Annotated in this window: 25 protein-coding genes and 1 other annotated feature; of the genes, 16 read left to right on the top strand and 9 right to left on the bottom strand. The window is 46.2% G+C overall.

The window, feature by feature from the left end:
* The first annotated feature begins 6 nt into the window (after nucleotides 1-6).
* A complete protein-coding gene (locus tag LPY66_RS16585; protein WP_337985361.1) occupies nucleotides 7-477 on the top strand; it encodes a DUF4825 domain-containing protein in 471 nt (156 codons plus the stop codon).
* 48 nt (nucleotides 478-525) lie between these two features.
* Here the strand turns inward: LPY66_RS16585 and LPY66_RS16580 are convergent, their stop codons facing one another.
* From LPY66_RS16580 to LPY66_RS16570, 3 genes are all read right to left on the bottom strand, one after another.
* Nucleotides 526-765 carry a DUF2922 domain-containing protein gene (locus LPY66_RS16580; protein WP_337985360.1) on the bottom strand — a complete coding sequence of 80 codons (240 nt, stop codon included), beginning with the start codon at nucleotides 763-765 and terminating at the stop codon, nucleotides 526-528.
* Nucleotides 766-804: 39 nt separating this feature from the next.
* Nucleotides 805-1,029: a DUF1659 domain-containing protein gene (locus tag LPY66_RS16575; protein WP_337985359.1), complete on the bottom strand. Its 225-nt coding sequence runs from the start codon at nucleotides 1,027-1,029 to the stop codon at nucleotides 805-807.
* Between the two features lie 92 nt (nucleotides 1,030-1,121).
* Nucleotides 1,122-2,021 (bottom strand): DUF3102 domain-containing protein, encoded by a 900-nt coding sequence (locus tag LPY66_RS16570; RefSeq protein WP_337985358.1) that lies wholly within the window; start codon nucleotides 2,019-2,021, stop codon nucleotides 1,122-1,124.
* Nucleotides 2,022-2,086: 65 nt separating this feature from the next.
* On the opposite strand from LPY66_RS16570, the gene LPY66_RS16565 reads away from it, so the two are divergent.
* The 5 genes from LPY66_RS16565 to LPY66_RS16545 all read left to right on the top strand — a co-directional run bounded on the left by LPY66_RS16565 (nucleotide 2,087) and on the right by LPY66_RS16545 (nucleotide 6,640).
* Nucleotides 2,087-2,638 carry a GNAT family N-acetyltransferase gene (locus LPY66_RS16565; RefSeq protein ID WP_337985357.1) on the top strand — a complete coding sequence of 184 codons (552 nt, stop codon included), beginning with the start codon at nucleotides 2,087-2,089 and terminating at the stop codon, nucleotides 2,636-2,638.
* A 67-nt stretch (nucleotides 2,639-2,705) separates the two neighbouring features.
* Nucleotides 2,706-3,035, top strand: coding sequence for a type II toxin-antitoxin system prevent-host-death family antitoxin (locus tag LPY66_RS16560; protein ID WP_337985356.1), 330 nt, complete (start codon nucleotides 2,706-2,708; stop codon nucleotides 3,033-3,035).
* Entirely contained in the window at nucleotides 3,028-3,324 is a 297-nt protein-coding gene (locus LPY66_RS16555; protein ID WP_337985355.1) for a hypothetical protein, read from the top strand. Before LPY66_RS16560 ends, LPY66_RS16555 begins: the two co-directional genes overlap by 8 nt.
* 339 nt (nucleotides 3,325-3,663) lie before the next feature.
* Entirely contained in the window at nucleotides 3,664-5,034 is a 1,371-nt protein-coding gene (locus LPY66_RS16550) for an MFS transporter (protein WP_337985354.1), read from the top strand.
* A gap of 268 nt (nucleotides 5,035-5,302) precedes the next feature.
* Nucleotides 5,303-6,640, top strand: a complete 1,338-nt coding sequence (locus LPY66_RS16545; RefSeq protein ID WP_337985353.1) for an MFS transporter — start codon at nucleotides 5,303-5,305, stop codon at nucleotides 6,638-6,640.
* On the opposite strand, the gene LPY66_RS16540 is transcribed toward LPY66_RS16545, so the two are convergent.
* Entirely contained in the window at nucleotides 6,637-6,768 is a 132-nt protein-coding gene (locus LPY66_RS16540; protein ID WP_337985352.1) for a hypothetical protein, read from the bottom strand. The genes LPY66_RS16545 and LPY66_RS16540 overlap by 4 nt on opposite strands.
* A 170-nt stretch (nucleotides 6,769-6,938) precedes the next feature.
* On the opposite strand from LPY66_RS16540, the gene LPY66_RS16535 reads away from it, so the two are divergent.
* The 4 genes from LPY66_RS16535 to LPY66_RS16520 all read left to right on the top strand — a co-directional run bounded on the left by LPY66_RS16535 (nucleotide 6,939) and on the right by LPY66_RS16520 (nucleotide 9,460).
* Entirely contained in the window at nucleotides 6,939-7,229 is a 291-nt protein-coding gene (locus LPY66_RS16535; RefSeq protein WP_337988120.1) for a radical SAM protein, read from the top strand.
* Nucleotides 7,192-7,401, top strand: coding sequence for a hypothetical protein (locus LPY66_RS16530; RefSeq protein WP_337985351.1), 210 nt, complete (start codon nucleotides 7,192-7,194; stop codon nucleotides 7,399-7,401). Before LPY66_RS16535 ends, LPY66_RS16530 begins: the two co-directional genes overlap by 38 nt.
* A gap of 150 nt (nucleotides 7,402-7,551) precedes the next feature.
* Entirely contained in the window at nucleotides 7,552-8,487 is a 936-nt protein-coding gene (locus LPY66_RS16525; protein ID WP_337985350.1) for a DUF1848 domain-containing protein, read from the top strand.
* Between the two features lie 148 nt (nucleotides 8,488-8,635).
* On the top strand, nucleotides 8,636-9,460 hold the full coding sequence (locus LPY66_RS16520; protein WP_337985349.1) for a methyl-accepting chemotaxis protein: 825 nt from the start codon (nucleotides 8,636-8,638) through the stop codon (nucleotides 9,458-9,460).
* Nucleotides 9,461-9,604: 144 nt separating this feature from the next.
* On the opposite strand, the gene LPY66_RS16515 is transcribed toward LPY66_RS16520, so the two are convergent.
* Nucleotides 9,605-10,465: a DUF6612 family protein gene (locus LPY66_RS16515; RefSeq protein ID WP_443112440.1), complete on the bottom strand. Its 861-nt coding sequence runs from the start codon at nucleotides 10,463-10,465 to the stop codon at nucleotides 9,605-9,607.
* A gap of 73 nt (nucleotides 10,466-10,538) precedes the next feature.
* Here LPY66_RS16515 and LPY66_RS16510 point away from each other — a divergent pair, with 73 nt between their 5' ends.
* The 5 genes from LPY66_RS16510 to tyrS all read left to right on the top strand — a co-directional run bounded on the left by LPY66_RS16510 (nucleotide 10,539) and on the right by tyrS (nucleotide 18,827).
* The gene (locus tag LPY66_RS16510) at nucleotides 10,539-11,147 is read left to right on the top strand and encodes a hypothetical protein (RefSeq protein ID WP_337985347.1); all 609 of its coding nucleotides are present in this window, start codon (nucleotides 10,539-10,541) and stop codon (nucleotides 11,145-11,147) included.
* Nucleotides 11,148-11,473: 326 nt separating this feature from the next.
* On the top strand, nucleotides 11,474-14,545 hold the full coding sequence (locus LPY66_RS16505; RefSeq protein WP_337985346.1) for an FAD-binding and (Fe-S)-binding domain-containing protein: 3,072 nt from the start codon (nucleotides 11,474-11,476) through the stop codon (nucleotides 14,543-14,545).
* Nucleotides 14,546-14,817: 272 nt separating this feature from the next.
* Nucleotides 14,818-15,366, top strand: coding sequence for a DUF2284 domain-containing protein (locus LPY66_RS16500; protein ID WP_337985345.1), 549 nt, complete (start codon nucleotides 14,818-14,820; stop codon nucleotides 15,364-15,366).
* A gap of 125 nt (nucleotides 15,367-15,491) precedes the next feature.
* Nucleotides 15,492-17,246 carry an ATP-binding response regulator gene (locus tag LPY66_RS16495; RefSeq protein WP_337985344.1) on the top strand — a complete coding sequence of 585 codons (1,755 nt, stop codon included), beginning with the start codon at nucleotides 15,492-15,494 and terminating at the stop codon, nucleotides 17,244-17,246.
* Nucleotides 17,247-17,316: 70 nt separating this feature from the next.
* Nucleotides 17,317-17,548: a binding site (T-box leader), on the top strand.
* Between the two features lie 52 nt (nucleotides 17,549-17,600).
* Nucleotides 17,601-18,827, top strand: coding sequence for a tyrosine--tRNA ligase (tyrS, locus tag LPY66_RS16490; RefSeq protein WP_337985343.1), 1,227 nt, complete (start codon nucleotides 17,601-17,603; stop codon nucleotides 18,825-18,827).
* A 424-nt stretch (nucleotides 18,828-19,251) separates the two neighbouring features.
* On the opposite strand, the gene LPY66_RS16485 is transcribed toward tyrS, so the two are convergent.
* The 4 genes from LPY66_RS16485 to LPY66_RS16470 all read right to left on the bottom strand — a co-directional run bounded on the left by LPY66_RS16485 (nucleotide 19,252) and on the right by LPY66_RS16470 (nucleotide 22,422).
* Nucleotides 19,252-20,406, bottom strand: a complete 1,155-nt coding sequence (locus LPY66_RS16485) for an ArsA family ATPase (RefSeq protein WP_337985342.1) — start codon at nucleotides 20,404-20,406, stop codon at nucleotides 19,252-19,254.
* A gap of 12 nt (nucleotides 20,407-20,418) precedes the next feature.
* Nucleotides 20,419-20,649: a hypothetical protein gene (locus LPY66_RS16480; protein WP_337985341.1), complete on the bottom strand. Its 231-nt coding sequence runs from the start codon at nucleotides 20,647-20,649 to the stop codon at nucleotides 20,419-20,421.
* Nucleotides 20,650-20,662: 13 nt separating this feature from the next.
* Complete coding sequence (locus tag LPY66_RS16475; RefSeq protein ID WP_337985340.1) at nucleotides 20,663-21,832, bottom strand: ArsA family ATPase; 1,170 nt, start codon at nucleotides 21,830-21,832, stop codon at nucleotides 20,663-20,665.
* Nucleotides 21,833-21,930: 98 nt separating this feature from the next.
* Nucleotides 21,931-22,422 (bottom strand): MarR family winged helix-turn-helix transcriptional regulator, encoded by a 492-nt coding sequence (locus LPY66_RS16470; RefSeq protein WP_337985339.1) that lies wholly within the window; start codon nucleotides 22,420-22,422, stop codon nucleotides 21,931-21,933.
* Between the two features lie 277 nt (nucleotides 22,423-22,699).
* Between LPY66_RS16470 and LPY66_RS16465 the strand changes: the two genes are divergently transcribed.
* Nucleotides 22,700-23,488, top strand: coding sequence for a MerR family transcriptional regulator (locus tag LPY66_RS16465; protein WP_337985338.1), 789 nt, complete (start codon nucleotides 22,700-22,702; stop codon nucleotides 23,486-23,488).
* The last annotated feature ends 4 nt before the right edge of the window (nucleotides 23,489-23,492 follow it).

Here is a 23,492-nt window from a genome sequence, read left to right as displayed (position 1 = left end):
GTTAACGTGGGAAACCTTCTTCGAAGCTTGCCTTATGCCCAATTTCTCAAGGAAGGAATTTCCCTCCAAACTGAAAATACTCCTTATGGGATAAACTTCAATTATGATTTCAGTCAGGCCAAAAATACCGATGGCAATGTCGAAGTGAATTTGAATCATGTTGAAACGACGCTGAGTAATAATGCGATCATCATTTTTGCGCTGATTGAGGCCGGAGAAGCAGCCACCGAGGGACATATCATCCTGGATACCGAGGAAAAAGACGGAAAAATCAAAGCCTACACCATTGCCAGTTATGGCTGGTTTCGTTTTGAAAACGGTATTTTCACCACGGTCAGCGGCAGCGGCGCCATTCCAACGGTGATGACCTTTGCTAAAAATGCAAACGGTGCGTATGTTTTACTCCAATACCAGGAACCGCAGGATGGGGCGCTTTATTTGGACAATTGGCGGCCTTGCGGCCGCCTATCTCTCTAAATTATGCCTTGAAACCAGCCATGCTCCCCGGACAGCTTGTCCGAGTTTTTATCCTTGTGGGGGATCGTAGAGATCGTCGGTGGTAGTATCTACCACTTTAATATCTTTCTTGCTTGTCAGATCCCCACTGGAAGTGGCAAAAATGTTTTTTGCCATAATGAGGTCCATGACCGCCTCGACCTGAGCAAGCGTAAGGCCTGCCTTGGGCTGGGGAAGGGTAATGGTAAACGCCTTACCCCCTGCGGTTGTGAATACCATTCTTAAAACTTTCTGGTTAGTTATTGCCATGCGCTGTCACCACCCTGGAATTATTTTGCTGCAGCCGGTTTATTCGTCGGCGAGCTCGAAGATATTCATGCGGCGGATATCTGTTAATGGATAATCCACCAGGCCTGACAAGGCGACAGCCACATCGTATACGTCTTGATCCGTCGCCGTTGCTTTAACGCCGGTCAGACTCTTTTGCCGGAGAACCGGGCCGCCGCCGGCGGTTGTTCCTGTCTGAAAGCGGGTTGCTAGCGTGGAGTCCAACGCGGTTACTACTAAAGCCATGAGCGTACCTCTTTTCTAGTTTTTTGCTTGTCCGAAGAGCATGTCCTTTTTAGTATATGCCCGTTGTTTTCCGGGGGTTCCGGGTAAAGGAATTAATCTTTTGCCTCATTTTCATCTTTATCAGGATTTTCCTGTACTTTCGGAGCAGCCCGGGACGCTTTCTCCATTCGCTTTAGTTTGTTCATCGTTTTAGTCAATAACTGATTGGCATGGGATATATATAATCTGCACGCATCCGGGTCCGCTGCGGCCATTTCTTTGATGGCGATAAAGAGATCATCGAATCCTTTGGCTATCAGCTCAAAACGAGCATCTGCCTGGCTCATGGAGAGATTGAGCTTTAAGAGGTTGTTTTCTTGTTCTATCTCGGCGATGTGCTTGGCATCTGCATTTTCATTTGCCAGGATGTCCAGCTTCCGCTGCAGCTTCAACACATTTCCCTGCTCGGCCCATACCGCTTGCAGGTTTTCAATGGCTTCTTTCTTCGCCCGATCGCGCTCATCGGATAATTTGGCGAGTTTGTCTTTTTGCTCGGCACAGACTTTCTGCAGGTCTTCTTTCTCGGCAAGCTCCTGGTTTCTCAGATATACTGCCTGCTGCAGCTGCTGATTACTCATGTTGCCTGTGTCATTCTCAGCGATAAATTCATCCCGTTCCTCTTCCGGGAGCCCGAGAATAATGAGTGCTTGGGTGTAGGTTAGATTCGTCACTGGTGACGAATCTGACATTTCCTGATCTTCGGATGAGACAAGCAGTTTAGCCCCATATTCTTCAAAGATTTGTATCATCCTATCTGCAGTTCTTTGCGAATAACTTACGAATTCCTCCAGCCACTTGCCCCATTCCCCATAGGGCAGCAGCGCTTTAGCTTCCTTCAGACGTTTTCCTACTTCGACGGCGCTGATCAGCAGAATTTTACTGGTTTGGCGTTTAATTGTATTGATTTCAGCCGCTATAACAGGCGGCGTGCGTTTTGTCTGTAAATCACTCATCGTTATCCCGCTCTTTCCTGTACTTTAGTGACATCATATGGGATAAGCCTGACAGTAGTGACAAAATGTCTAGATTACATCACCATTCTTTCCGAACAACTGCCGTCGATGGTAAAATGTTGAGAGAAGAAAGAGCGAACCAATTTAAGGAAGAATTCGTCCGGAACAACGAACCGGTCATCAACGGCAGTGCGCTTTTTGATCAAATGGAATACCAGGAATGGCTTGATTATAACCGGAATAATCGTAACCCGGCGACAGTCAGCCCGGAATGGGTCCCTGCGACCACATTCTTTGCGGTAAGAAAAGCCGATGATCGTATCGTTGGTATGGTCGATATCCGGCATCATTTGGATCATCCGTTTCTGGCGGCATATGGCGGTCATATTGGTTACGCGGTACGTCCGAGTGAGCGAAAAAAGGGATATGCCACCCACATGTTAAAAATGGCCCTGGAGTATGCCCACGCGTTGGGTATTACGAAGATCATGCTTGGTTGCTATGCGGATAATACTGCCTCGGTCAGGACTATAACCAAGTGCGGCGGAATTTTCACTGAGTCAAAGCTTTACCCGGATGGAAAGCCGATAAATATGTACTGGATAATGCGTGATTAAAATCAATTTGTTTATTGATAAATCTATGATATAATTTTGATATATCCTGCGAGGGAGGTGCTAATTTGTGTATAGAATAATTCCCAGTTCCGACTTAAGAAATAAATATACCGAGATCTCTCAAGATTTAAAAGATAACCACCAACCCGTGATTATTTCCAATAAAGGGGAGAGCGATATTGTGGCGATGAGTATGGATTATTTCGAGGAAATGGAATTAGAATTGGAGTTCTATAAAAGCATAGCAGAAAATTATGAGGATATTGCTAAGGGTAATTATAAGACCGGGGAAGAGGTTGGCAATTTATTACGGCGATATATTCAAAATGATAGTTCTGAACTCGTTGCTGAACTAAAGGCAAAATACACCCCCAAACAGGAAAAAAGAAATGTATAAGGTGATTGTTCCGATAAAAGTACAGCTGGTAATATTAAAAGAACTCGATTTCGGGTCTCATAAAGATCCTCTATTTGCAGAAAGAGCCGCAACTGAAGTAAATTATCACCTCGAAGTAACATTGAAGGAATTTCCCGGGATTGGTGCCTTAGCTTCAAAAAACCCCAGTTTTCTTTATTATCCTATTCAGGAAAGGTTTAAGCTCGTTTTCGAAGTAAATGAATCGAAAAAGCAGGTTGTGGTTCACCGGTTTTTTCATAATAGGAGAAGAATATCAAACTTTTTTTAACGCTCGATAAATAAAAGTAACTAATACCACGGGACATGCATAGGATATAGTGGTTATCGAAACCGCCATATTACGCCCTCCTTTCCTAAAAGGGAAAAGAAGAAATCTGGTATGGAGTTGCCAGGTTTCTTCTTTTACATATAAGATGGTAATTAACATGGTTCCGGTTTTGATGTAAGAACAGGCCAAGCTGTTCAAAATGACAAAATGTTATAAAGAGTGGATTTTTTGTATATAAATAGTATCGTGTGCTGATTAAAGTGCAGGAAAAGAAGGAATATACCGTTTATTGCTGAATTATTGAAGAGTGACATCATAATACGTGAAAGAAGGTCTTCCGTGGAAAGCATAGCACAACAGAAAAATAACGGGGAAATATTAATTCGGGTTTTGGCTTTGATCCTTGTCTTTTCAGTGATGAATGCGACAATCTTTAATATTGTTTTACCTGTAATCAGCTTGGAGTATCACTTATCGCCTTCTCAGGTCAGCTGGATCCTCACAAGCTATATGATCGTCTATGCCGTTGGCTCTGTGATTTATGGCAAGTTGGCGGATCAATATCGCCTTAAAGATCTGCTCACCTTCGGACTGCTCTTTTTTGCCATTGGTTCCATTGTCGGATTTCTGGCCAACCAGTTCTGGATGATCATTCTCGCACGGGTGCTGCAGGCTGTGGGTGCCTCCGTCATTCCGGCCACCGCGATGATTATTCCGGTCCGTTACTTTGCTCCGGAAAGAAGAGGGAAAGCGTTAGGAACTTCAGCCATGGGCTTGGCACTGGGAAGTGCGATCGGACCCATTGTGGCCGGACTGGTGACGACCTTCTTGAATTGGCATTTCCTTTTTTTCTTATCCCTGTTGCCGTTGATCACCCTGCCCTTATTTCGAAAATACCTGGACAATGAGAGAAAACAGGCCGGCAGAATTGATTTTTTGGGCGGGGGGTTATTGGCTGGAACAGTTACCTTGCTGCTTTTAGCAATTACGATGGGTAAAGGATTACTGTTTGCTGCCTTTGTTGCGGTGTTAAGTTTATTCGTGTTCTGGATACAGAGAGCGAAAGAGCCGTTTATTCAGCCCAGCCTTTTTCAAAACAGAAAATATGCCATTGGCCTTATTCTTGTCTTTCTGACGAATGCGTTTGCCTTTGCGATGCCTTTCATGACACCGCTGTTTCTGGCCAAAGTCAATCATCTTACCCCCGCTTTGATTGGTCTCATTATGTTTCCCGGAGCACTGTCATCGGCGCTGATGGGGCGAAAGGGCGGTCAGTTGGCGGATAAGAAGGGGAATAAGTTGCTCGTGTATACGGCGGCATCCCTCATTTTCTTTTGCTATATTTTACTGTCTTCTGTTGTGGGCGTATCCCCGGTATTCATCGTATTTATTCTGATTTTCGGCAATCTGGGCCAGACGTTTATGTCCATTGCCATGTCCAACACGGTTTCGCAAACGTTAGCCAGGGAGCAAGTCGGAATCGGGATGGGACTTTACGCCATGCTGAATTTTATTTCCGGCGCAACGTCAACCAGCCTTATCGGCAAGATCCTGGATAAGAATATAACCGAGTTTCATTTTAATCCCTTGATTGAAAGCAGTGCCGGTTATATTTACAGTAATATATTCTTCGTCTTTGCCTTTTTAATCGTTATCGTCGCTTTTCTGTATAAAAAACAGTTTGGAACTTCCCGAAAAACGGTGGATTAGCAGCGTGACATATCTCCTGCGGGCTTAATACTTTTGTGCATTTCTCTTTTTTAATATGAACAGTATCGCGGTAATGTGCTGGCGGTGCATAGATAGAGGGAATCATGTTTTAGCATGGTTCCTTTTTTTGTTCGCAGTTAGCATTTTTTACGCGTAGCTTTGATAATTATTTGATCAGGCAAAAAAAGTTTATGAAAGCTAATGAATAAATAGTTTGCATTTCATGGATATTAAAAAAGAAGTCAGACTAATAAAGGAGAGAAATTAAATGAGTACGCAACGCGCCGCTATTCCATATCGGATTGACCGTCTTCCTGCTTCGCGTTACCTTTCCAAGATTTCCGTCGTTCTGCTTTTAGCGTATCTATTTGAAGCGATTGACAATGGCGCGGTAGGGTATTTTTTGCCGTTTTTCGCCAAAGAATTCGCCCTTAATGCAACCCAGCTGGGATATGTGGGCGCAATCAGCAATGTCGGCGTGATGATTGGGGCGATTTCGTCAGGTATTCTAGCTGATAGACTGGGCCGAAAAAAATTAATTGCCTTTTCGATGTTTTTTTGGGGTTTCAGCGGGTTGGTCCTTGCCTGGTCACCGAATATATACGTTCTGTTGATCGGTCGTATCCTCATTGGCATCGGTGTCGGTGCGGAAGTCCCACCGGTACTCGCTTTGCTTAACGAACTGCTTCCTTCAAAACTGCGCAGCCTTTATTTTTCCATTTGCCTGGCATTTTTCCCCTTGGGGGCCTGCATTGCCGGCTTGCTGAGTTTTTTCCTGGTACCGACCATCGGATGGCGCGGGGTGGCGATTGTGGAAGCAATTCCAGCTCTGGCCGGGTTATTAGTTTTGAAGGTAGTTCCCGAGTCTCCTTCCTGGCTTGAATCTAAAGGGCGTATCGATGAAGCCGATGCTATTATCACAAAAGTTGAGCAAGAAACTGAAAAACAGACCGGCAAGCCGCTCCCCGAGGTGAAGATACTGGAACATGTAACGTCGTTAAGCTTTGTCAAACAAGGAACATTTAAAGACCTGTTTAAAAAAGAACATATCAAGTCAACGCTGATGGTTACCATTTGGTGGCCGACAGCGCTCGCCGCCATCTACGGTTTAATGACCTGGTTCAGCACACTTCTTATTGGCAAAGGCTTCACGGTTTCCAAATCCATTGGATATGTTTCTCTGATGTACGCGGCGGGTGTTATCGGAATTCCTTTTGTTCGTTATGCTGTCGAAAAGATTGGCCGTAAATGGACGGCGATTATGGGAGGCATTCTGACTGCCATAGCGGCATACTTCTATGGCGGTGCTGCGACGGTTACAACCCTGTTTATTTTTGGTATTTTGTACAATGTGTTTTCTAATGGTTCGGCAATGGTCAACAACCTCTATACTCCCGAATTATTTCCGACCTATATCAGAGCCAGCGGCACAGGGTATGCCAGCAGCGTAGGCCGTATCGGCGCCATCGCGGGTCCGATCATCATCGGGTATATTATGCAGGCGTATGGGGTTCCGGCAGTGTTCTATTTCGCTGTAGCTATGTTTGTAACCTATACGATTGCCATTGCCTTGCTCGGACATGAAACAAAAGGTTTGGTCCATTAGATAGTGTGGAATAGTTTAATCAGTTTCCGCGCCGCTTCGGCGATTGCTTGCTGGGAAATGACAGCGGAAACGACGGCCAGGCCATTAATACCGGTTCCCGCCAAAGCAGGAGCCGTTTTTTTATTCATAGAAATTGAAAAAAAGTATTTACTCCAAAAAGAGATATCGCTATAATTGATTGGTAAGACAATTTGTGAAAACACATACGCTAAGCCTTGTGTGTGCAGAAATAATTGGTAAGACAAATGCTCTGTTCAAGAACATCTAGGTATGGCAAAGAAAGGATCCAACACAGGAAATTCACTGCCATGTCGGCATTAACCTTGGTCCTTGTCCGCATAATTGCAAGTGGTGCTCTTTTGCAGCTGTCAATAAGGTATTCCCCAAGGCCAGCGTGCTGCCGCTGGATGAGATTATCGAGAAATGTTTAAAATTCGAGCACGAAGGGGTTAACGCCATTTATCTGGTTACTACCAGCGCGTATGCCATGAAGCGTCTGATTGAGACAGTCAAAGAAGTACGCAGGAATTTGCAGCCGGAAACGGTTCTGATTGCCAACGCCGGTTATCCGACTTGCAACCCAGCATGAGATGACCGGGATGTGCTGGCACGAACCCAGTATGGCAGGCCCTGTGGCCGGGGCGAATCTGATGTGGGCGGAGACTGGATCCAGTCCGCGGGATACTCATCAGGACTGCGAACATACCCGCGGACATTCGGTGGCCGCCATCAGGGAGATGTACCAAAAAGCAGGGTGGTAAGTGCTCCGGGGGCCTTCAAGGATCTGGAATTCCAAATCCTCTATCGTTAATTGATGATGTGATTAATGCACTGTGCCCATACACTATAATTAAAGGAATGGTATTGAATTTGGCTGTCGATATCATTGTCAAAAGAATGGAAGGCTAACCATGATAATCAGTGCAAGCAGGCGAACCGATATACCTGCCTTTTATGCCGAATGGTTTTTCAAACGTATTCATCAGAGAACGGTGCTTGTCCGTAACCCGATGAATTTTCATCACATCAGTCAAGTGGACCTATCCCCCGACGTTGTTGACGGCATAGTTTTTTGGACGAAAAATCCCGCACCGATGCTTCCGCGGTTAGACGAACTGAGAGCGTATACGTATTACTTTCAGTTTACCCTGAATGCCTATGGCAAAGATGTTGAACCGCACGTGCCGTCAAAAAACGAGATCGTCATACCTGCCTTTCAAAAATTATCTCAACGTATTGGCAAGGACAAGGTGATTTGGCGGTACGATCCGATTCTGCTCAATGCAGATTATTCCATGACGTATCATCTTCGCTATTTTCAGTCACTTGCGGCAAAGCTTTCCGGTTACACAGAAAAATGCACGATCAGTTTCTTAAATATGTATAAGAAAACCGAGCGCAACCTTCGGCCATTGTCTGTCTTTGCACCGACTGCCGACCAGAAAACCGAGTTAATGCAGCGCTTGGCTGAGACAGCCAGACAGTTCGGCATTGTATGCGATACCTGTGCCGAAGAAATGGATTTCGGGCAGTGGGGCATCGGTCGGGCCCGATGTATCGATAATGAACGCTTGGCGCGTTTAGGCGGTTACACCTTATTCGTGGCTAAAGACAAGAATCAGCGGCCGGACTGCGGCTGCGCGGCCAGTATTGACATCGGGGCTTATAATACCTGTAAGCATGGATGCCGCTATTGCTATGCCAATTTTAGCATCGGCACGGTTCAGAAAAATGCTGCGGTTCATGATCGGGAATCGCCGCTGCTCTACGGTCATGTCGGCGAAGAAGATAGGATAACGATTCGTGATATACCAACGTACCGGACTTTTCAGTTCGAACTGTTTTAGAACGATTTGTTTCACATTGGAACTGCAATTTGGTTATGTTCTGCAAGGAAAAGGAGTTATTTCCAAGGAATAGAAACATTTTAATATATTGGCATTATTCATGCATTAATACCACAGGGAATATGAAAGATCACTGTGGGAGGTTATTATGGACACTATTTTAGAAGAGTATCTCAAGTTTGCGCCGAAATTACGGGAATTTATGGCGGAGGATTTTTTCATCATCGTCGGTGATAAGGAAAAGATTCTAAAATATATCCCGAATGAAACCCTCAAACTTGAATTTTACGACGGCTACGTCTTTGCGCCGGATAATCCGGTCCATCAGGTCATGGCCCAGGGAAGACAGTCCGTACATATTGTCCCGAAGGAGTTTCATGGTATTGTTTTCAAGGTCGTTACCACACCGATTTTCAATGAATACGGTGACGTTGTCGGCACGATCCATATCGGCAAAAGCCTGGAAACACAGAGCATGATCGAACAATCCACTGAGAATTTGTTTTCTACCCTGGAAGAAGTTAATGCCAGTATCCAGGAAATTTCCGATACGTTTCTGAAACTTTCCGGCACAATCTCAGAAGTTGATGCGGAGACAAAGGTCACAGGGAAGAAAATTCAGGAAACGAACTCGATAATCAGTTCCATCCAGGGTATTTCATCCCAATCCAATTTACTGGCTTTAAATGCGGCGATTGAAGCAGCGCGCGCAGGTGAGGCCGGCAGGGGGTTCTCTGTGGTAGCCGACGAAATGCGGAAATTGTCCCAGATGAGCAGTGATTCTGCGCGGAAGGTAGAAATGACACTGACCGAAATTAAAGAGGCGGTTGAAAATATCGCCAGGCGGATGAGTGAAATTAATGAGGATGCGGATAGGCAGGCGGTTTCCTCAAAGGAGATGACCGCAGCGCTGGATGAGATTACCGCGACTTCGGAAAACCTGGTGGCCCTGACCCGAAAAATCGTGCAATAGTGGTTTATAAAAGCGGTGCCTCTTGCTTAGTAACCATTTCCAGAGGACATGCATAGGATATTATGTCAGTGGTGGCAGCCATTGGATCACCTACCTCTATAAGATAAAAGAAGAAATCTGGCGTTGGGGCCAGATTTCTTCTATTTAAGCATTTTTAGCTTCATCAGGAATTGTAAAATCCTGTGCCTGATTATGATTGCGTATGGTATACGTTAGCGCCATTTCCATGTTTTTAATGATGTTAACGATGTCTTTGGGTAAATTTTGTTCTTCAGACAAGGCATTCCCGAGGTTTTTCATGTTTTCCGTAAGATCCATTTGACATTGAACGATTTCCAAGGTGGCTTTGTCTACCCAGATCGTATTCTTCATGTCTCCGATTTTGGCTAAGGTCTCACTGCTGATCAGGTTTTCAGGGATTCCAAGCGAACTGCCCGCTGTACTATTCAAGATTTCATTAAAAATCTTGCTTGAAGAGATTAACTCTATCTTGACTGTATTTTTCTCCCCGATTTTTTCCTCGCCTGTGGTTTCTGCTTTTTTTAGATTATCCATGAACAATTGCAGGTTTTTCGCGGGATCTATAGACATCAGTTCTGCCATCGCCGGATCATCGATCACCGTTTTTTGCCACTGGCCGTTCATTTGTTGGTAGATGATGACCTTTCCGTCCAATTGTTCCATATAGTTTACGATGTGCATCTTATCCGTTTCCGGAAGGGTTGTTTCCATAACCAGCTTGATTTTCAGCGGGTTCTGAAAAACAGTTATATTGCCAGTCATCGACATATCCGTGACAGCCTGCCCTGTTTTCATTTTTATCGTTGACGTCAGATCAAGTTCATAGCTTTTCATTTGAGACCATTTGGTGAAAGCGTCGGTGACAATTTGTTCCGCTGATTTTCCGGCGGTTAAGTCCTTGGAAGCTGAGGCGCAAGCTGTCAGCATGACGGCGCAAATCAGGACGACAACAAGAAGCCGTATTTTATTTTTCAATACTATCATCTCCTTTGCAGTAATATACCCGATACGCATCGGATTTATTTTATTAAGTTAAATTCGGAAAAATGTTTATGTTATGTCATTACCACTACAAGCTCCGACGGATTATTACTGTGAATCTCTGGCCCCGATCGACCAACAACTGTGTGCCATAATTGCAGAACGCAAAGGGGCGTGCCGGGGTAATCCGGGTTTTCCTCCGGAAGATTCTATAACGGCCTGGTGTGAACAGTATGGGCTGAATAAGAACTTACTCTTTGGAATCTTCAGCTCGCTGTACCATGAACACTACTTTGAGCCCATGGTAGAGCCGGCAGGCTTTATTAAATTTCTGCCGGTGCTCAAATCCGTTAAAGTTAACCGAGTAATGTATACCGTTACTTACCTCAAGCAGTACAGCAATGCCAGCATCGTATCCTTGGAAATTGAATCATTGGATGAGACGGCAGATTCCAATAGCGGAATCGGGCATGCGGTCTTGGAGCTGACTATTTCTCCGGAATACACGTGCCGGCAGGACAGCGGCCATTCCCAGGGGAACGTGATGCAGCAGTCTTTCGTCGTCACACCTCCGCTGCCGGACGACCTGAGCGGGGTAGAATTCAACATAACCATCAAGCCTTTTCCTGAAGTCCCGGACTTCCGGCGGTTCTTCACCGAAGAGATAGCAGTGACCATTAAGTAGGCGGAAACGGGTGTCCCAAATAAAAACAGCAGGACGGTAACATCTTTTTAAAGGCTAAAAGCAATCATATGCTTTATAGTACTCATTGTATGAATTCTCATTGCTTTCCACTCGGCTTTGTAAAACAAATGCAAAAATGAAATCGGCCAGCTTGCTAAGGCGATTAACCTTAGACATTTACAACGATATTTTGACGAATTTCGTTATATATAGTATTCCCCATAGAAATTTTTTAGTAATCGTAGTATGATAATTATATACCCCATAGGGGTAACTGCACTGTTTGAAATATAGCATTTGTGTGAGATGGGAAAGGGGAGATTCTTGTGGCTGTTCAAAAGGAAAAGATGGAAGAAATGAAAACTTTCTGGGGAAATCGCATCTCGTTTGACAGGCTGGAAAGAAAAATCTACGCCCGGGATATGGGAGTGATGCCTTCTATGGTTAAGCCGTTGGTAGGCAATCCGATCCCGGACGGTATTGTTCAGCCCGTCTCTGAAGAAGAACTCGTACATCTTGTTAATGATGCAAGAGAAGCCAAAATCAATCTGATTCCCCGCGGCAAGGCTACCTCCGGCTATGGCGGAATATTGCCGGTGGAAGGCGGACTGGTCGTCGAGTTCAATCAGATGAAGAAGATTATTGAGATCAATGAAGATAACCGTACTGTCACCGCCCAGGCGGGTGTGGTCTGGAATGAGTTGGAGTATCATCTGAATCAAAAAGGCCTGACCTTGGCGCTATACCCTACCAGTGCACCTTCATCCACAGTGGGGGGCTGGCTGGCTATGGGCGGCTCGGGCTTTGGCAGCTATGAATTCGGGACCTTCAGGGACATCGTAGAATCAGCCCGGTTGGTTCAAATCGACGGCAGTATTGTGACCCTGACAGGCAAAGATCTGGATTTGGTCTCGGATTGCAATGGGATTACCGGCCTGATCAGCCAAATCACCTTCCGTGTAAAAAAACAGAGATTTATGACCATCCGCACATTTGCCTTTGATACGCCGCAGGATCTGGGGCAATTTGTGAAAGGGATCTATGACCGAAAGGTTCCTATCTGGTCCATGTCATTTATCAATCCGGAAGCAGCCAGATTAAAAAACCGTCTGCCCTATCACCTGCACCACGGGACACCGGTTGTGGACAAAAAGAGAACATATCTGCCTGAAAAATACATTATCATGCTCTCCTGCACCGTGGATCGCTGTGACATTGTCGCCGAGGATGTCATGGAGCTGGCGGGCAAGACCAATGGAGTTGCTCTGGACGATGCAATCACTGCCCATGAATGGGAAACACGTTTCGAGCCGGTGCGCGCGAAGCGGATGGCACCCTCGCTCATCCCCGGCGAAGTGATTATCCCTGTAGACAATATGGCCGAAGTGATTGAAGTAATTGAGAATAACATCAACCATTCTTTTATCCTGGAAGGCTTTGGCACCAACAGACGGGAACTGGTGCTACTCGGTTTTATTCTGCATGATGAGCGAACCTTTAATTTTAACCTGGCCTACGGACTGGCCATCACCATCCTGAAAACCGCTCAGAAGTATGGCGGAAGGCCGTATGCAACCGGTTTGTATTTTACCGGTTTTGCCGAAGAAGTATTGGGCAAGGAAAGAGTGGAACGGCTGAGAGAATATAAGAAGAACAACGATCCCCAGGAAATCATGAACCCGGGCAAAGTCATCGGCAGCAGCCTGATCTCCTCAGGAATTTCCCTTGCGGGTACCTTTGAACCTTTACTCAGGGTTTTCGGCAATCTTGCCAAAAGCAAACCTCCGGGGGAAAAACTGTTTGTCAATAAAAAAGGTATTCCTGAGGATGTTGCCTGGTATGCTTATGCCTGTTCCCAGTGCGGGTATTGTGTGGACCATTGCGACCAGTATTATGGCCGGGGGTGGGAATCTCAGTCTCCCCGGGGCAAATGGACCTATATTAAGCTCGTGCTGGAAGGTGAGGAAGAATTTGATCAGCGGGCAGTGAATACGTTATTGTCCTGTACCACCTGCGAAATGTGCAACCGTACCTGTCAGCTGGACTTGCCCAATGAATCCTCCTGGCTGAAGATGCGGGGACTTTTAATCGACGGCAGGGGTTTCCATACCTTCCCGCCGTTTGAAATCATGGTCAACACCCTCCGTAATGAGGGGAATATCTGGGGAGGCTATGCGAAAAACCGGTCTGACTGGGTGACTGAGGATGTACGTAAGGCAATCACCGAAAAATCCGACTACGCCTTCTTTGCCGGCTGTACAGCTTCCTATGTGGAAAACGATGTGGCTCTTTCAGCGAGCCTCCTGCTCAAAGAAGCCGGAATTGAGTTTGCCTACCTAGGGAACGAAGAGCAGTGCTGCGGCATTCCCATGCTGGTATCCGGGCGCTGGGAAGTCTTTGATGAGATTGCGGCCAAGAACATTGAGAACATGAAGAAAACCGGAGCGAAAACCATCGTGACCACCTGTCCTGCCTGCTGGCTGGTCTGGGATGTTTATTACCGGAAGTGGGCCAGGGAGCACAAGGTCGATTTCCCCTTTAAAGCCAAACATTATGCCGACGTGCTGGCGGAGAAAATTGAAGCCGGTGAATTCACGATCCCAAATGATATTGGGCGCAAGGTAACCTACCATGATCCCTGTCATATGGGCCGTGCAGGACACTGTTATGAAGGCCCGCGTACACTCATTAATGCAATTCCCGGTTCGAATTTCCGCGAAATGCGCTTCAACCAGGAGGATGCCCACTGCTGTGGTTCCGTGCTTTCCCTCATCGCAGATCCTGATATCGCCGCAGAAATCGGCGCCATGCGTGTTCAGGAAGCCATTGACACCGGTGCGGATACCCTGATTACCGCTTGCCCCTGCTGCCGGGTGCAGTTGAAACTGTCCCGGGATATCAAGCAAATGCCGATCCAGATCAGGGACCTTGCCACGCTGGCAGCCGAAGGGTTCGGATATCAGATTCCGGAATCCGACGCGGTTATGGATGAAAAATGGGCGGTCTTTGACCGGATGATCCGGACCATGACGCCTTGGGGTATGGCGGATCTAATGGCAGAGATGATTCCGGACATGATCGAAGCCATGCCGGATATGTATAAAGGGATGATGAAGATGATCATCGCGTCCCCGGATATGGCCAAAGAACCGATGATTACGATGATGAAAGGTGTCATGCCCTCTCTCTTCCCGAGCTTGCTTCCGGATATGATGCCGAAAATCATGCCCAAAATGCTGGAGATCGTCGGCGAAGCGATCCCGATGCCGCAGTATTTGGAAGAGCAAATGCCGCAACTGATGCCCAAGGCCATGGAGGTGTTGATGCCCAAAATGCTGGATGAGATCATTCCGTATTTTATGCCGAAAATGGTGGATTACCTGAGGGGCATGAAATAAAATCAATAAGGTTTTTAAGGTCCCGGAAGTCTGATGGGAAGACTTCCGGGATCTTTCATGTTCTTAACATAGGTATTTTGATTTGGATACGATATCGATTATAATTAAAGCGGATCATGCAACCGAATAAAGTCTGTCGTCTGCGTATAGCGGCAGCTTTTTTAGTATATCAGAAAGTATAATACCTTTCTGATATATCTAAGTGCAACTAAGGCTGCCGCCAAAGGCTTGGCGCCAGCCAAGTTTTCTAGTGTACTTATAGGAGCAATAAAATGAACGTTGAAAAAGACTACAAAGATATCATCGAAGGATTCATCTACGATTATCCGATCTGTGAGTTTTTCTATCTCGGCCGTGACGAGCTCATTTTTTCCGACAAGGTGCGCACTATCTGCGAGCATGAGTGCCCGCACCACAGTAAGTCCTGGGCCTGCCCGCCGGCTATTGCGTCTATTGAACACTGCATCAAGGAGTGCGAGTCCTTTGACCATGTCTTTCTGTTTACCAGTGTTGCAGAGGTACCCGACAATATGGATTTTGCTGCGTGTTTGGAAGCGAAGCAGGACCACGAACAGATGACACTGGCAATACGGAAGCGGTTCGAGGAGCATTTCGGCAAGGTTCTTGCGTTGTCCACCGGTTGTATGCTTTGTGATGAATGCGCGTACCCCGACATGCCCTGCCGTCATCCTGAGCAACGGTTGTCTACGATTGAGAGTCATGGCATTCTGATCTTGGAAACAGCGAGCCGCCTGGGTGCTTCCTTTGACTGCGGGAACAACATTGTGACCTACTTAAGCTTGGTTTTTTTCAATGATTAGCTTAGGGTATTCGACATTATTTTCTGAAAAATTCGTTAATATAGTATAAAATTTGGAAGGAAAATGCAGCGTATTGACGAATAGGTTAGCGCCATGGATTTGATTTTTAGGGGAAGGTGTATTTTGTGAAATATAACTTTTCTGAAATCGTTGATATCGCCAACCTTCAGAGACTGATGGAAAGATTATACTTAGTATCAGGAATTTCTTCAGGTATAATCGACACTGAAGGAAATTTATTGGTAGCTGTAGGCTGGCGAGATATCTGTACAAAGTTTCATCGGGTTAATTGTGGAACAAAAGCTTTGTGCAGACAAAGTGATCTTTTTATAGAAAAATATCTTAGGCAAGGGAAAGATAGTGTCAAACCCTATATCTGGTATGAATGTTTAAACGGTTTGATTGATGCCGCAGCACCAATCATCATCGAGGGAGAACATGTCGCCACGATTTATCAGGGGCAATTTCTATTTGAAAAGCCGGATATAGAAAAATTTTTGTACCAAGCGAGAAAATATGACTTTGATGAGATAGAATATTTAAAAGCATTGGATCGTGTCCCGATTTATTCGAAAGAAAAGCTGGATGGGATTATGCAGTATTTCATTCAGTTAGCGGTAATTTTCGGAGAAATGGGAGTAGACCGACTCAAATTAATCGAATCTCAAAAAGAGGCTTTACAAGAAAGTGAGGAAAGTCTCAAGAACATACAGCAAGCGGATCAAAATAAAGATGCGTTTATCAACATGCTGTCGCACGAATTACGAAATCCGCTGGCTTCAATGATGATGAGTCTTACCTTGCTTAAGAACACGCCGATTGAAGAAGAACAGGCGATAAATGCAATCAAGATTGCATTGCGTCAGGGCGAACAGCTGACACGTATCGTTGATGATTTGCTTGATGTTACGCGTATTACACAAAACAAAATCACTTTGCAAAAGGAACGCGTGGAACTAAACAAAATTGTGCAAATGGCCGTAACGGATTACAACGTACAATTCTCCGAAAGAGGCGTCACTCTGGAAACTCACCTAACCTCGGAAATAGATCTTGAAGCAGATCCCGCGCGTCTTATTCAAGTCATTGGCAACTTGCTGCATAACTCGGTAAAGTTTTCAAGCAAAGGAGATAAAACACGTGTGGCGGTATCACGGGATGAAGTGACAAAAGAAGCCGTTATAACCATTAAGGATACGGGTATTGGTATTAAGCCGGAAGTACTGCCTAATTTGTTCGAACCGTTTATGCAGGTCGAGAGCACGCTTGATCGCAGTAAGGGAGGTCTTGGCTTAGGGTTGACAATTGTCAAAGGGATAGTCGAACTCCATGGAGGTACCGTCTCCGTATATAGTCAAGGACTTGGCCAGGGGACACAGTTTACCATCCGCTTACCTGAAGCAGCGGTACATCATCAGGAGAAGGAAATGAAGACCTGCAGGTTACCTGTCAGTTCTCTCCGAATCCTGATCATTGATGATATTCCGGATATTTACGAAATTCTTTGTTTACTTCTTCAACATTTAGGCCATAAAGTGATGACAGCTTCAAGCGGCCGTGAGGGTTTGCTTAAAGCAAAAGAATTCAATCCGGATGTTTTGATCTGCGACATTGGGCTGCCGGATATGGATGGCTATGAAGTAGCTGCACATTTTCGATATGATCATGATCTCCATGATGTATTCTTAATTGCACTATCCGGCTATGCGCAAGCAGAGGATTTGGAGCGCTCCAAGGCGGCAGGTTTTGATCAGCACCTGGCAAAACCCGTGAATTTAGATGCGCTGGAAAAGACTTTGGCGAATGTCCGCCATTCCGGTCACGAGATTACCCCGACTTCGGAAAACCTGGCCGCTCTGACCCGGAGTTTCGTGCAATAAGCATAAATTGAAGAATTCAGCGGCTTTACTTTTCCGCATTTATCATCTAAGATATACTCAATTGATAGTTGCAAAAGCGATGAAAGGAAGAAGTAGGTCAGCAATCGTTCATTCAGAGAGCAGCCGGTTGGTGAGAGGCTGCAGACGGGCTGAACCGAATACATCCCGGAGCCTCAGCCTGAACAGTGCGTAGGGTTTGACGGGTACGCCCGCTACAGCGTGTAAGTGTTTTTGCACTTGGTGAGGGGAATTCTGTGAGGAATTTCCGAATCAGAGGTGGTACCGCAATTTTTGCCTTCTGTTCGAATGAGCAGGGGCATTTATTATTAATTTTTGGGTAAGGAGTTGTATCAGGTGAAAATCTATGATGAATTAGTCGCCCGGGGCTTAATCGCTCAGGTCACTGACGAAGACGAAATTAAAGAACTGATTAATAGCGGTCGTGCCACGTTTTATATTGGGTTTGATCCCACTGCCGATTCGCTGCATGTCGGTCATTTTATGGCGCTCTGCCTGATGAAACGGTTACAGATGGCCGGCAACAAACCGGTGGTTCTGATCGGCGGCGGTACTGCCTATATCGGTGATCCATCCGGCCGTACGGACTTGCGTTCCATGATGACACCGGAAACTATTCGGCATAACAGTGAGTGCTTCAAGAAACAGATGGAACGCTTCATCGAATTTGGCTCGGATAAGGCCATTATGGTGAACAATGCCGACTGGCTCTTAAAGCTGAATTATGTGGAGTTGCTCCGGGAAGTCGGCGCGCACTTTTCCGTGAATAATATGCTGCGTGCCGAATGTTATAAGCAGCGAATGGAAAAAGGTCTGTCATTCCTGGAATTCAACTATATGATCATGCAATCTTACGACTTCTATTATCTGTTTCAGAATCACGGCTGCAATATGCAGTTTGGCGGTGATGACCAGTGGTCAAATATGCTGTTTGGGACAGAACTCATTCGCCGTAAGCTCGGCAAGGATGCCTATGCCATGACCATTACCCTACTCATGAACTCCGAAGGAAATAAAATGGGCAAAACGGCCAAGGGCGCTGTCTGGCTTGATCCGAACAAAACCTCCCCGTTTGAATTCTTCCAGTATTGGCGGAATATTGCGGACGCCGATGTTCTCAAGTGCTTGCGGATGCTGACGTTCCTGCCGCTGGAACAAATTGACGCCATGGACAAATGGGAAGGCAGCCAGCTCAACGAAGCCAAAGAAATTCTGGCGCATGAACTGACGAAGCTGGTTCACGGTGAAGCAGAAGCCGAGAATGCCAAAAGTGCGGCGCACGCCCTCTTTGCCGGTGGTGCCGATGATTCGCACATGCCTACCACGGAAATATCTGCCGAGCAGCTGGTCGATAATGCCATCGGAATAGTAGAATTGATGGTGGCCTGCGGGATAGCTCCTTCCAAAGGGGAAGCCAGACGCCTGATCCAACAAGGCGGCGTCGCCATTAATGAGGAAAAAGTACTATCCGTGGACATGACTATTCCTTCCGAACAATTAAAAGCCGGTCTGAAAATACGTAAAGGAAAGAAAGCGTACCACAAGGTTTTGCTGATGGTGTGACGAAAACTTACTAGAAGAAACCTCCCGAGCGTCGGGAGGTTTCTTCAATCATCTCTATTCGATCAGCTTGAAATGGCTAAAAACGGCAGCAGCAACCCCTTGACCTCCGACGTAAACGAAATAGAGGCAGACTAGAAACGGCTACTTGATTAACAATGGGTGTTTGAACATTTGCCGCGACAGATACCGGTGAATTCGTTATGCCTACATTATTCGCTGCTTGCGGACCTCTGCCTAACCCTCTGAATAAATTTCTAAGCGAACGAATACCGGCAGGGATCAGAATAACACGGGATAAATACATAAAATCATTTCCCTTCTTACACAATCATTGAGGTTTATATAGTATACTATTCGGCAATGCTCAGGTTTGTCCCAAACAGCGAGCGATATTCACAAAATCAAGGATTTTAAAATCATCGGCTCAAAATCGAATCTCTAATTTCCCCTGATCCAACTTAGCGGAAGTGATCTGCTTATGCAATAAATGCGGCGGCAGCATCATACACCGCTTTTCATTTTTGATTGCGACATAAATCTCTCCACCGGCCTGGGAAAGTGTCATTTCTGTTTTTTCGGCAAAGGGCAGGCGGAAAATCAGGACATCCTGATCGTCGTCCCGGAAGGTCTCAATTAGGCGTGTCCGGCAGAAAACGTCCTCCGGATTCAACGCGCCGTAGAGATTCCCGATCTGGGCCAGTACCGGAACGGATTTGAGTTCGTGCTTCAGGAGATTGAGATAAAAGACGGGAAGATCGGCAAAGCTTTCCTTGATTTCGCTCAAACCTTGATTTTGCAGCGCAACCCACCGGTCGAAATAGCCGGACAGCGCTTCCTGCGGAAATACTTTGTTGACGATGATGGCGTCTACCTGGTAATCAAACAGACTGAGCCAGGTAAAGCTGCGTTTTGTTTCTTTGATCACTATCCTTTCAGGCGTAGTGACGAGGCGGACGGTGAGGACTTCTTTATTCAGCATGAGAGCCTGAAGACGTTCGAGCTTGGCCATCAGCTTCGTCACGTCTTCAAAAACGTTGTCTTTGGGCATTGGCATCTTGAGGACTTTTTCAACCACCGGCCCGGCCACTTTGGCAGCCTGGCGCTTGAGGGGCAGAACTTTGTTGAATATTTCCCCGAACATTTCCGGGTATTTCAGCAGGTTCAGCGTTTCACCCGTCGGGGCACAATCGACGACGATGACGTCATACTTCTTGTTTTCGTAATAATCCAACATCGTAAACAACGAAAACAGCTCTTCCAGACCGGGGAACACGAGGAGTTCTTCCGCTTCAATCCCGCCTTCTGCCCGTGACAGGATCAGTTGCCGCATATAGGATTTCAGGTTTCCCCAAGCCGCTTCGCTTTCCTTAACGACATCGATTTCCAGGGCATCCAGGTTGGGGATGACAGCAGTGGGTTCACTTCCAAGCTTCAGATCGAGTGAATCGGACAGACTGTGGGCTTGATCGGTACTCATAAGGAGCACGCTGCGCCCATCACCCGCCAGCCGGATCGCGGTTGCGGCGGCGATGCTGGTCTTGCCTACACCGCCTTTTCCGGTATATAAAATGATACGCATACTGTTTCCCTCCTAATCGATGGTGATCGTATGAACGTTACGGCGAGCTTCATTTTGGCCGGCGGTTTTCGCGGACGCAGAGTCGTTCATTAGACATTCCACCAGCAGTTCTTTTATTTCTTTTTCAATAACGGAGAGATGGTGCCGGACGTTCTCCGGCATCAATGTTTCCAAGGCTTCCATTTGCAGCCGTTTCGCTTCGCACATTTTCCGGATGAATTCGGGATGAAAGAATGTATTCATAGGACGACCTCCTTTATTTCGGTTCGAACCGTACCGTCAGCCTGCCATTGGATAATTTCGCGGAGCTGACCAGATAAGAACGAAGGGTGGATGGTTTCGGAATGCTGCGTTTGAAGTTGCCGATTTTCAGAATGAGATCGGTTGCGGACTCGTTGAAGCGAATGTCCCCCTTGGCAGCAAACGGCAGATCCAGAATTAATGCATAGCCGGTGTCAGTCTTTTCATAATGCTCACCCACAGAAGGCGGCTGCAGCTCAAACAATGGGCCGCTTTCAGCGAGGATCGCTGTGAGACGTCCGATGCCGCCGACACCGTTTAAGTCGCTGTCAAACCAAGGGATGCGACGGATGGGTCTGCCTGCAAATAGATTCTCGAGTTCCTGCGTGTAACGGGTCTGGATGGTGATCCATTCCTCGAAATAAGAATTATCCAGGTCCGGTGGTAAGATACGGTTGATGTATAGGCAGTCCACATTAAAGCCGTAGAGATTCAAATACATGAAGCTGCGTTTTGTTTCTTCGACAACCATCTTTTCAGGAATCGTGACCAGCCGGATGGCGGTAGTTGCCGGATCTTTCAGCAGCGTCTGCAGTTCAAGGAGTGTCGCGTAGAGTCTCTCGATATCGGTCATGGCCTGCCGGTCAGGCAGCTGTACTTTGAAGACGGTTTTGGATATCGGTGCCAGAATTCGCAGGGCTGCCTTGCCGATGGGGAATAGCTTCTCCATGTACCAGGACAGCAGTTCGGGAAACTTCAGCAGTGCCAGCGTTTCGCCCGTGGGCGCACAGTCCACGATGATACGGTCATAAAGGCCGCTTTGGTGAAGCGCTAAAATTTTCAGCAAGGAGAATAACTCGTCCATACCCGGGAAAACGCTGATCTGTTCCAACTGTTCGCCGCCCATACCATTCTCGGCAACCATACGAAGAACGGCATGTTTCATATCCTTAAAGTCGTTTTCCATGACGTCATGCGGATTGATTTCCAACACGTGGAGACCGTTGTCTAGGACTGCGATCTCACTGCCGAGGGTCAGTTCAAATAAATCGCCGAGGTTATGGGCCATGTCAGTACTGACGAGCAGCGTTTTCTTGCCTTCAGCCGCGGAAATTACGGCATGGGCTGCGGCGACACTTGTTTTACCGACACCCCCTTTACCTGTAAAGACTAAAATCGTACCCATCTCCAAAACTCCTTTCTAAAATTCGGTAATCGAATAGTTCCGAAGCGGAAGTATTTCTTCCTTAAGGAGACTGCCGGTTCGGCAGCCTGAGAGAAATTTTATTCAATAATAATTTTTCTTACCTTAAGCTCCTTGCTGCTATTCGCTTGGAACTGCTCCTTTTGCAGCATAGAGATGACTTTCTCGATGAGCGTGAAGATCAGGACGGTTTCCTCAGGAGTCAGATCCGCAAGAAGTTTTTGGCCGTAGTCCATGAAAGTGTTAATAATCTGACGGATTTGAGTCCGGCCGGATTCACTGAGACGAATGGTCACGACCCGCTTGTCAATATCATTCCGCTCGCGGCTGAGCAGTTTTTCCTTCTCCATACGGGAGATTATGCCCGTGGCCGTGTTAAGTGGGACACGCAGGTACTGCGCAACCTGCGACATGGTGGCCTCCTCTTGGCGGTATACGAGCAGGAGGACGAGTAATTCATTTTTTGTGGCATTCATCAGAACATTCGCCCATAACTCATTGGAGATCAGCGGTTTGATCCGGTCGATGAACTGAAAAATGGTATCTTCAAGTAATTGTTTTTCTGGATCCACAATTTAGTTCCTCCTTCGAAGTAATTTAATTCTACACCGGAATTAAAATGGCGTCAAGCAGATTGGAAAATAATTGAGCCTAGTTGAACAATGAACTTTGGATTATAATACTCATCATAGGAAAACTCTAAAGCATATAATTCAGGGGTTTCAAGTTCTTCAGAAATAGTGTAAAATCGAGTAACTTTGAAATTGTTCTGCAATGGAATGATTATTATTTCTTTTGTTGACTTTCCTGTGCGATGGAAGGTTTATACTGCTTGCAGGAGGTGAGGTTGTGTATAAAATCAGTGAGTTTTCCAAGATCACGCATTTAACAGTGAAAGCCTTGCGTTATTATGACGAAGAAGAGATTCTGAAACCGTCATACCGGGCTGAGAATGGCTATCGCTATTATGATGATCATGACTTCAGCAAAGCCAGGCTGATCGTTTTACTGCGTGATTTAAGCTTTTCGATTGCTGAAATTAAAGACATTCTCGTGAACTATGAAAGTCAGGACGATTTGTCCTATTTTCTGACCGAGAAGCAGCAACTGATTGCTGCCCAGATCAAAAAAGAAAAAGAACTGATCAAAAAAATAAACCTCTACCTTCAACCAAAAGAAATGGAGGCAGGGAATATGAACTACCACATTGAACAGAAAGAATTCGAAGACGTAATGGTGGCGACGATCCGGTATAAAGGCAGGTACAGTGACGTTGGGAAGTATATCGGTACGATATACAAAGAGGCAAAAGGGAAAACGGCTGGGGTTCCTTTTTGCTGCTACTACGATGCAGATTATCAGGAAGAAGCCGATATCGAACTTTGTGTACCGGTCAAAGGCATGGTAAACGGGCCGAATATCGTCTGCAAAAAGCTGCCAAGGATCAGAGCCATCAGCACAACCCATGTGGGCAGTTATGAAACCATCAGTCTGGCCTATAAGGCGTTGCTTGATTACGCCACGGAGCACCAGCTGGAGTGCAAAATTCCTTCCCGGGAGATTTACCATAAAGGTCCCGGGATGATTTTCAAGGGCAATCCCCAAAAGTATGTCACCGAAATTGTTATCCCGATCTAAGGCA

This window comes from Dehalobacter sp. DCM (assembly GCF_024972775.1).
In the GTDB taxonomy this organism is placed as follows: domain Bacteria; phylum Bacillota; class Desulfitobacteriia; order Desulfitobacteriales; family Syntrophobotulaceae; genus Dehalobacter.
Note: the sequence above shows the minus strand (reverse complement) of the source record. Positions and strands in the feature narration are given on the sequence as shown.

What these genes read in the sequence shown, in the direction of transcription:
- LPY66_RS16545 (WP_337985353.1), top strand. Translation starts at nt 5,303, where the DNA reads ATGAGTACGCAACGCGCCGCTATTCCATATCGGATTGACCGTCTTCCT.
- LPY66_RS16510 (WP_337985347.1), top strand. Translation starts at nt 10,539, where the DNA reads ATGTCATTACCACTACAAGCTCCGACGGATTATTACTGTGAATCTCTG.
- LPY66_RS16480 (WP_337985341.1), bottom strand. Translation starts at nt 20,649, where the DNA reads ATGAATACATTCTTTCATCCCGAATTCATCCGGAAAATGTGCGAAGCG.
- LPY66_RS16525 (WP_337985350.1), top strand. Translation starts at nt 7,552, where the DNA reads ATGATAATCAGTGCAAGCAGGCGAACCGATATACCTGCCTTTTATGCC.
- LPY66_RS16515 (WP_443112440.1), bottom strand. Translation starts at nt 10,465, where the DNA reads ATGATAGTATTGAAAAATAAAATACGGCTTCTTGTTGTCGTCCTGATT.
- LPY66_RS16500 (WP_337985345.1), top strand. Translation starts at nt 14,818, where the DNA reads ATGAACGTTGAAAAAGACTACAAAGATATCATCGAAGGATTCATCTAC.
- LPY66_RS16575 (WP_337985359.1), bottom strand. Translation starts at nt 1,029, where the DNA reads ATGGCTTTAGTAGTAACCGCGTTGGACTCCACGCTAGCAACCCGCTTT.
- LPY66_RS16570 (WP_337985358.1), bottom strand. Translation starts at nt 2,021, where the DNA reads ATGAGTGATTTACAGACAAAACGCACGCCGCCTGTTATAGCGGCTGAA.
- LPY66_RS16555 (WP_337985355.1), top strand. Translation starts at nt 3,028, where the DNA reads ATGTATAAGGTGATTGTTCCGATAAAAGTACAGCTGGTAATATTAAAA.
- LPY66_RS16520 (WP_337985349.1), top strand. Translation starts at nt 8,636, where the DNA reads ATGGACACTATTTTAGAAGAGTATCTCAAGTTTGCGCCGAAATTACGG.
- LPY66_RS16475 (WP_337985340.1), bottom strand. Translation starts at nt 21,832, where the DNA reads ATGGGTACGATTTTAGTCTTTACAGGTAAAGGGGGTGTCGGTAAAACA.
- LPY66_RS16485 (WP_337985342.1), bottom strand. Translation starts at nt 20,406, where the DNA reads ATGCGTATCATTTTATATACCGGAAAAGGCGGTGTAGGCAAGACCAGC.
- LPY66_RS16565 (WP_337985357.1), top strand. Translation starts at nt 2,087, where the DNA reads ATGTCTAGATTACATCACCATTCTTTCCGAACAACTGCCGTCGATGGT.
- LPY66_RS16580 (WP_337985360.1), bottom strand. Translation starts at nt 765, where the DNA reads ATGGCAATAACTAACCAGAAAGTTTTAAGAATGGTATTCACAACCGCA.
- LPY66_RS16540 (WP_337985352.1), bottom strand. Translation starts at nt 6,768, where the DNA reads ATGAATAAAAAAACGGCTCCTGCTTTGGCGGGAACCGGTATTAATGGC.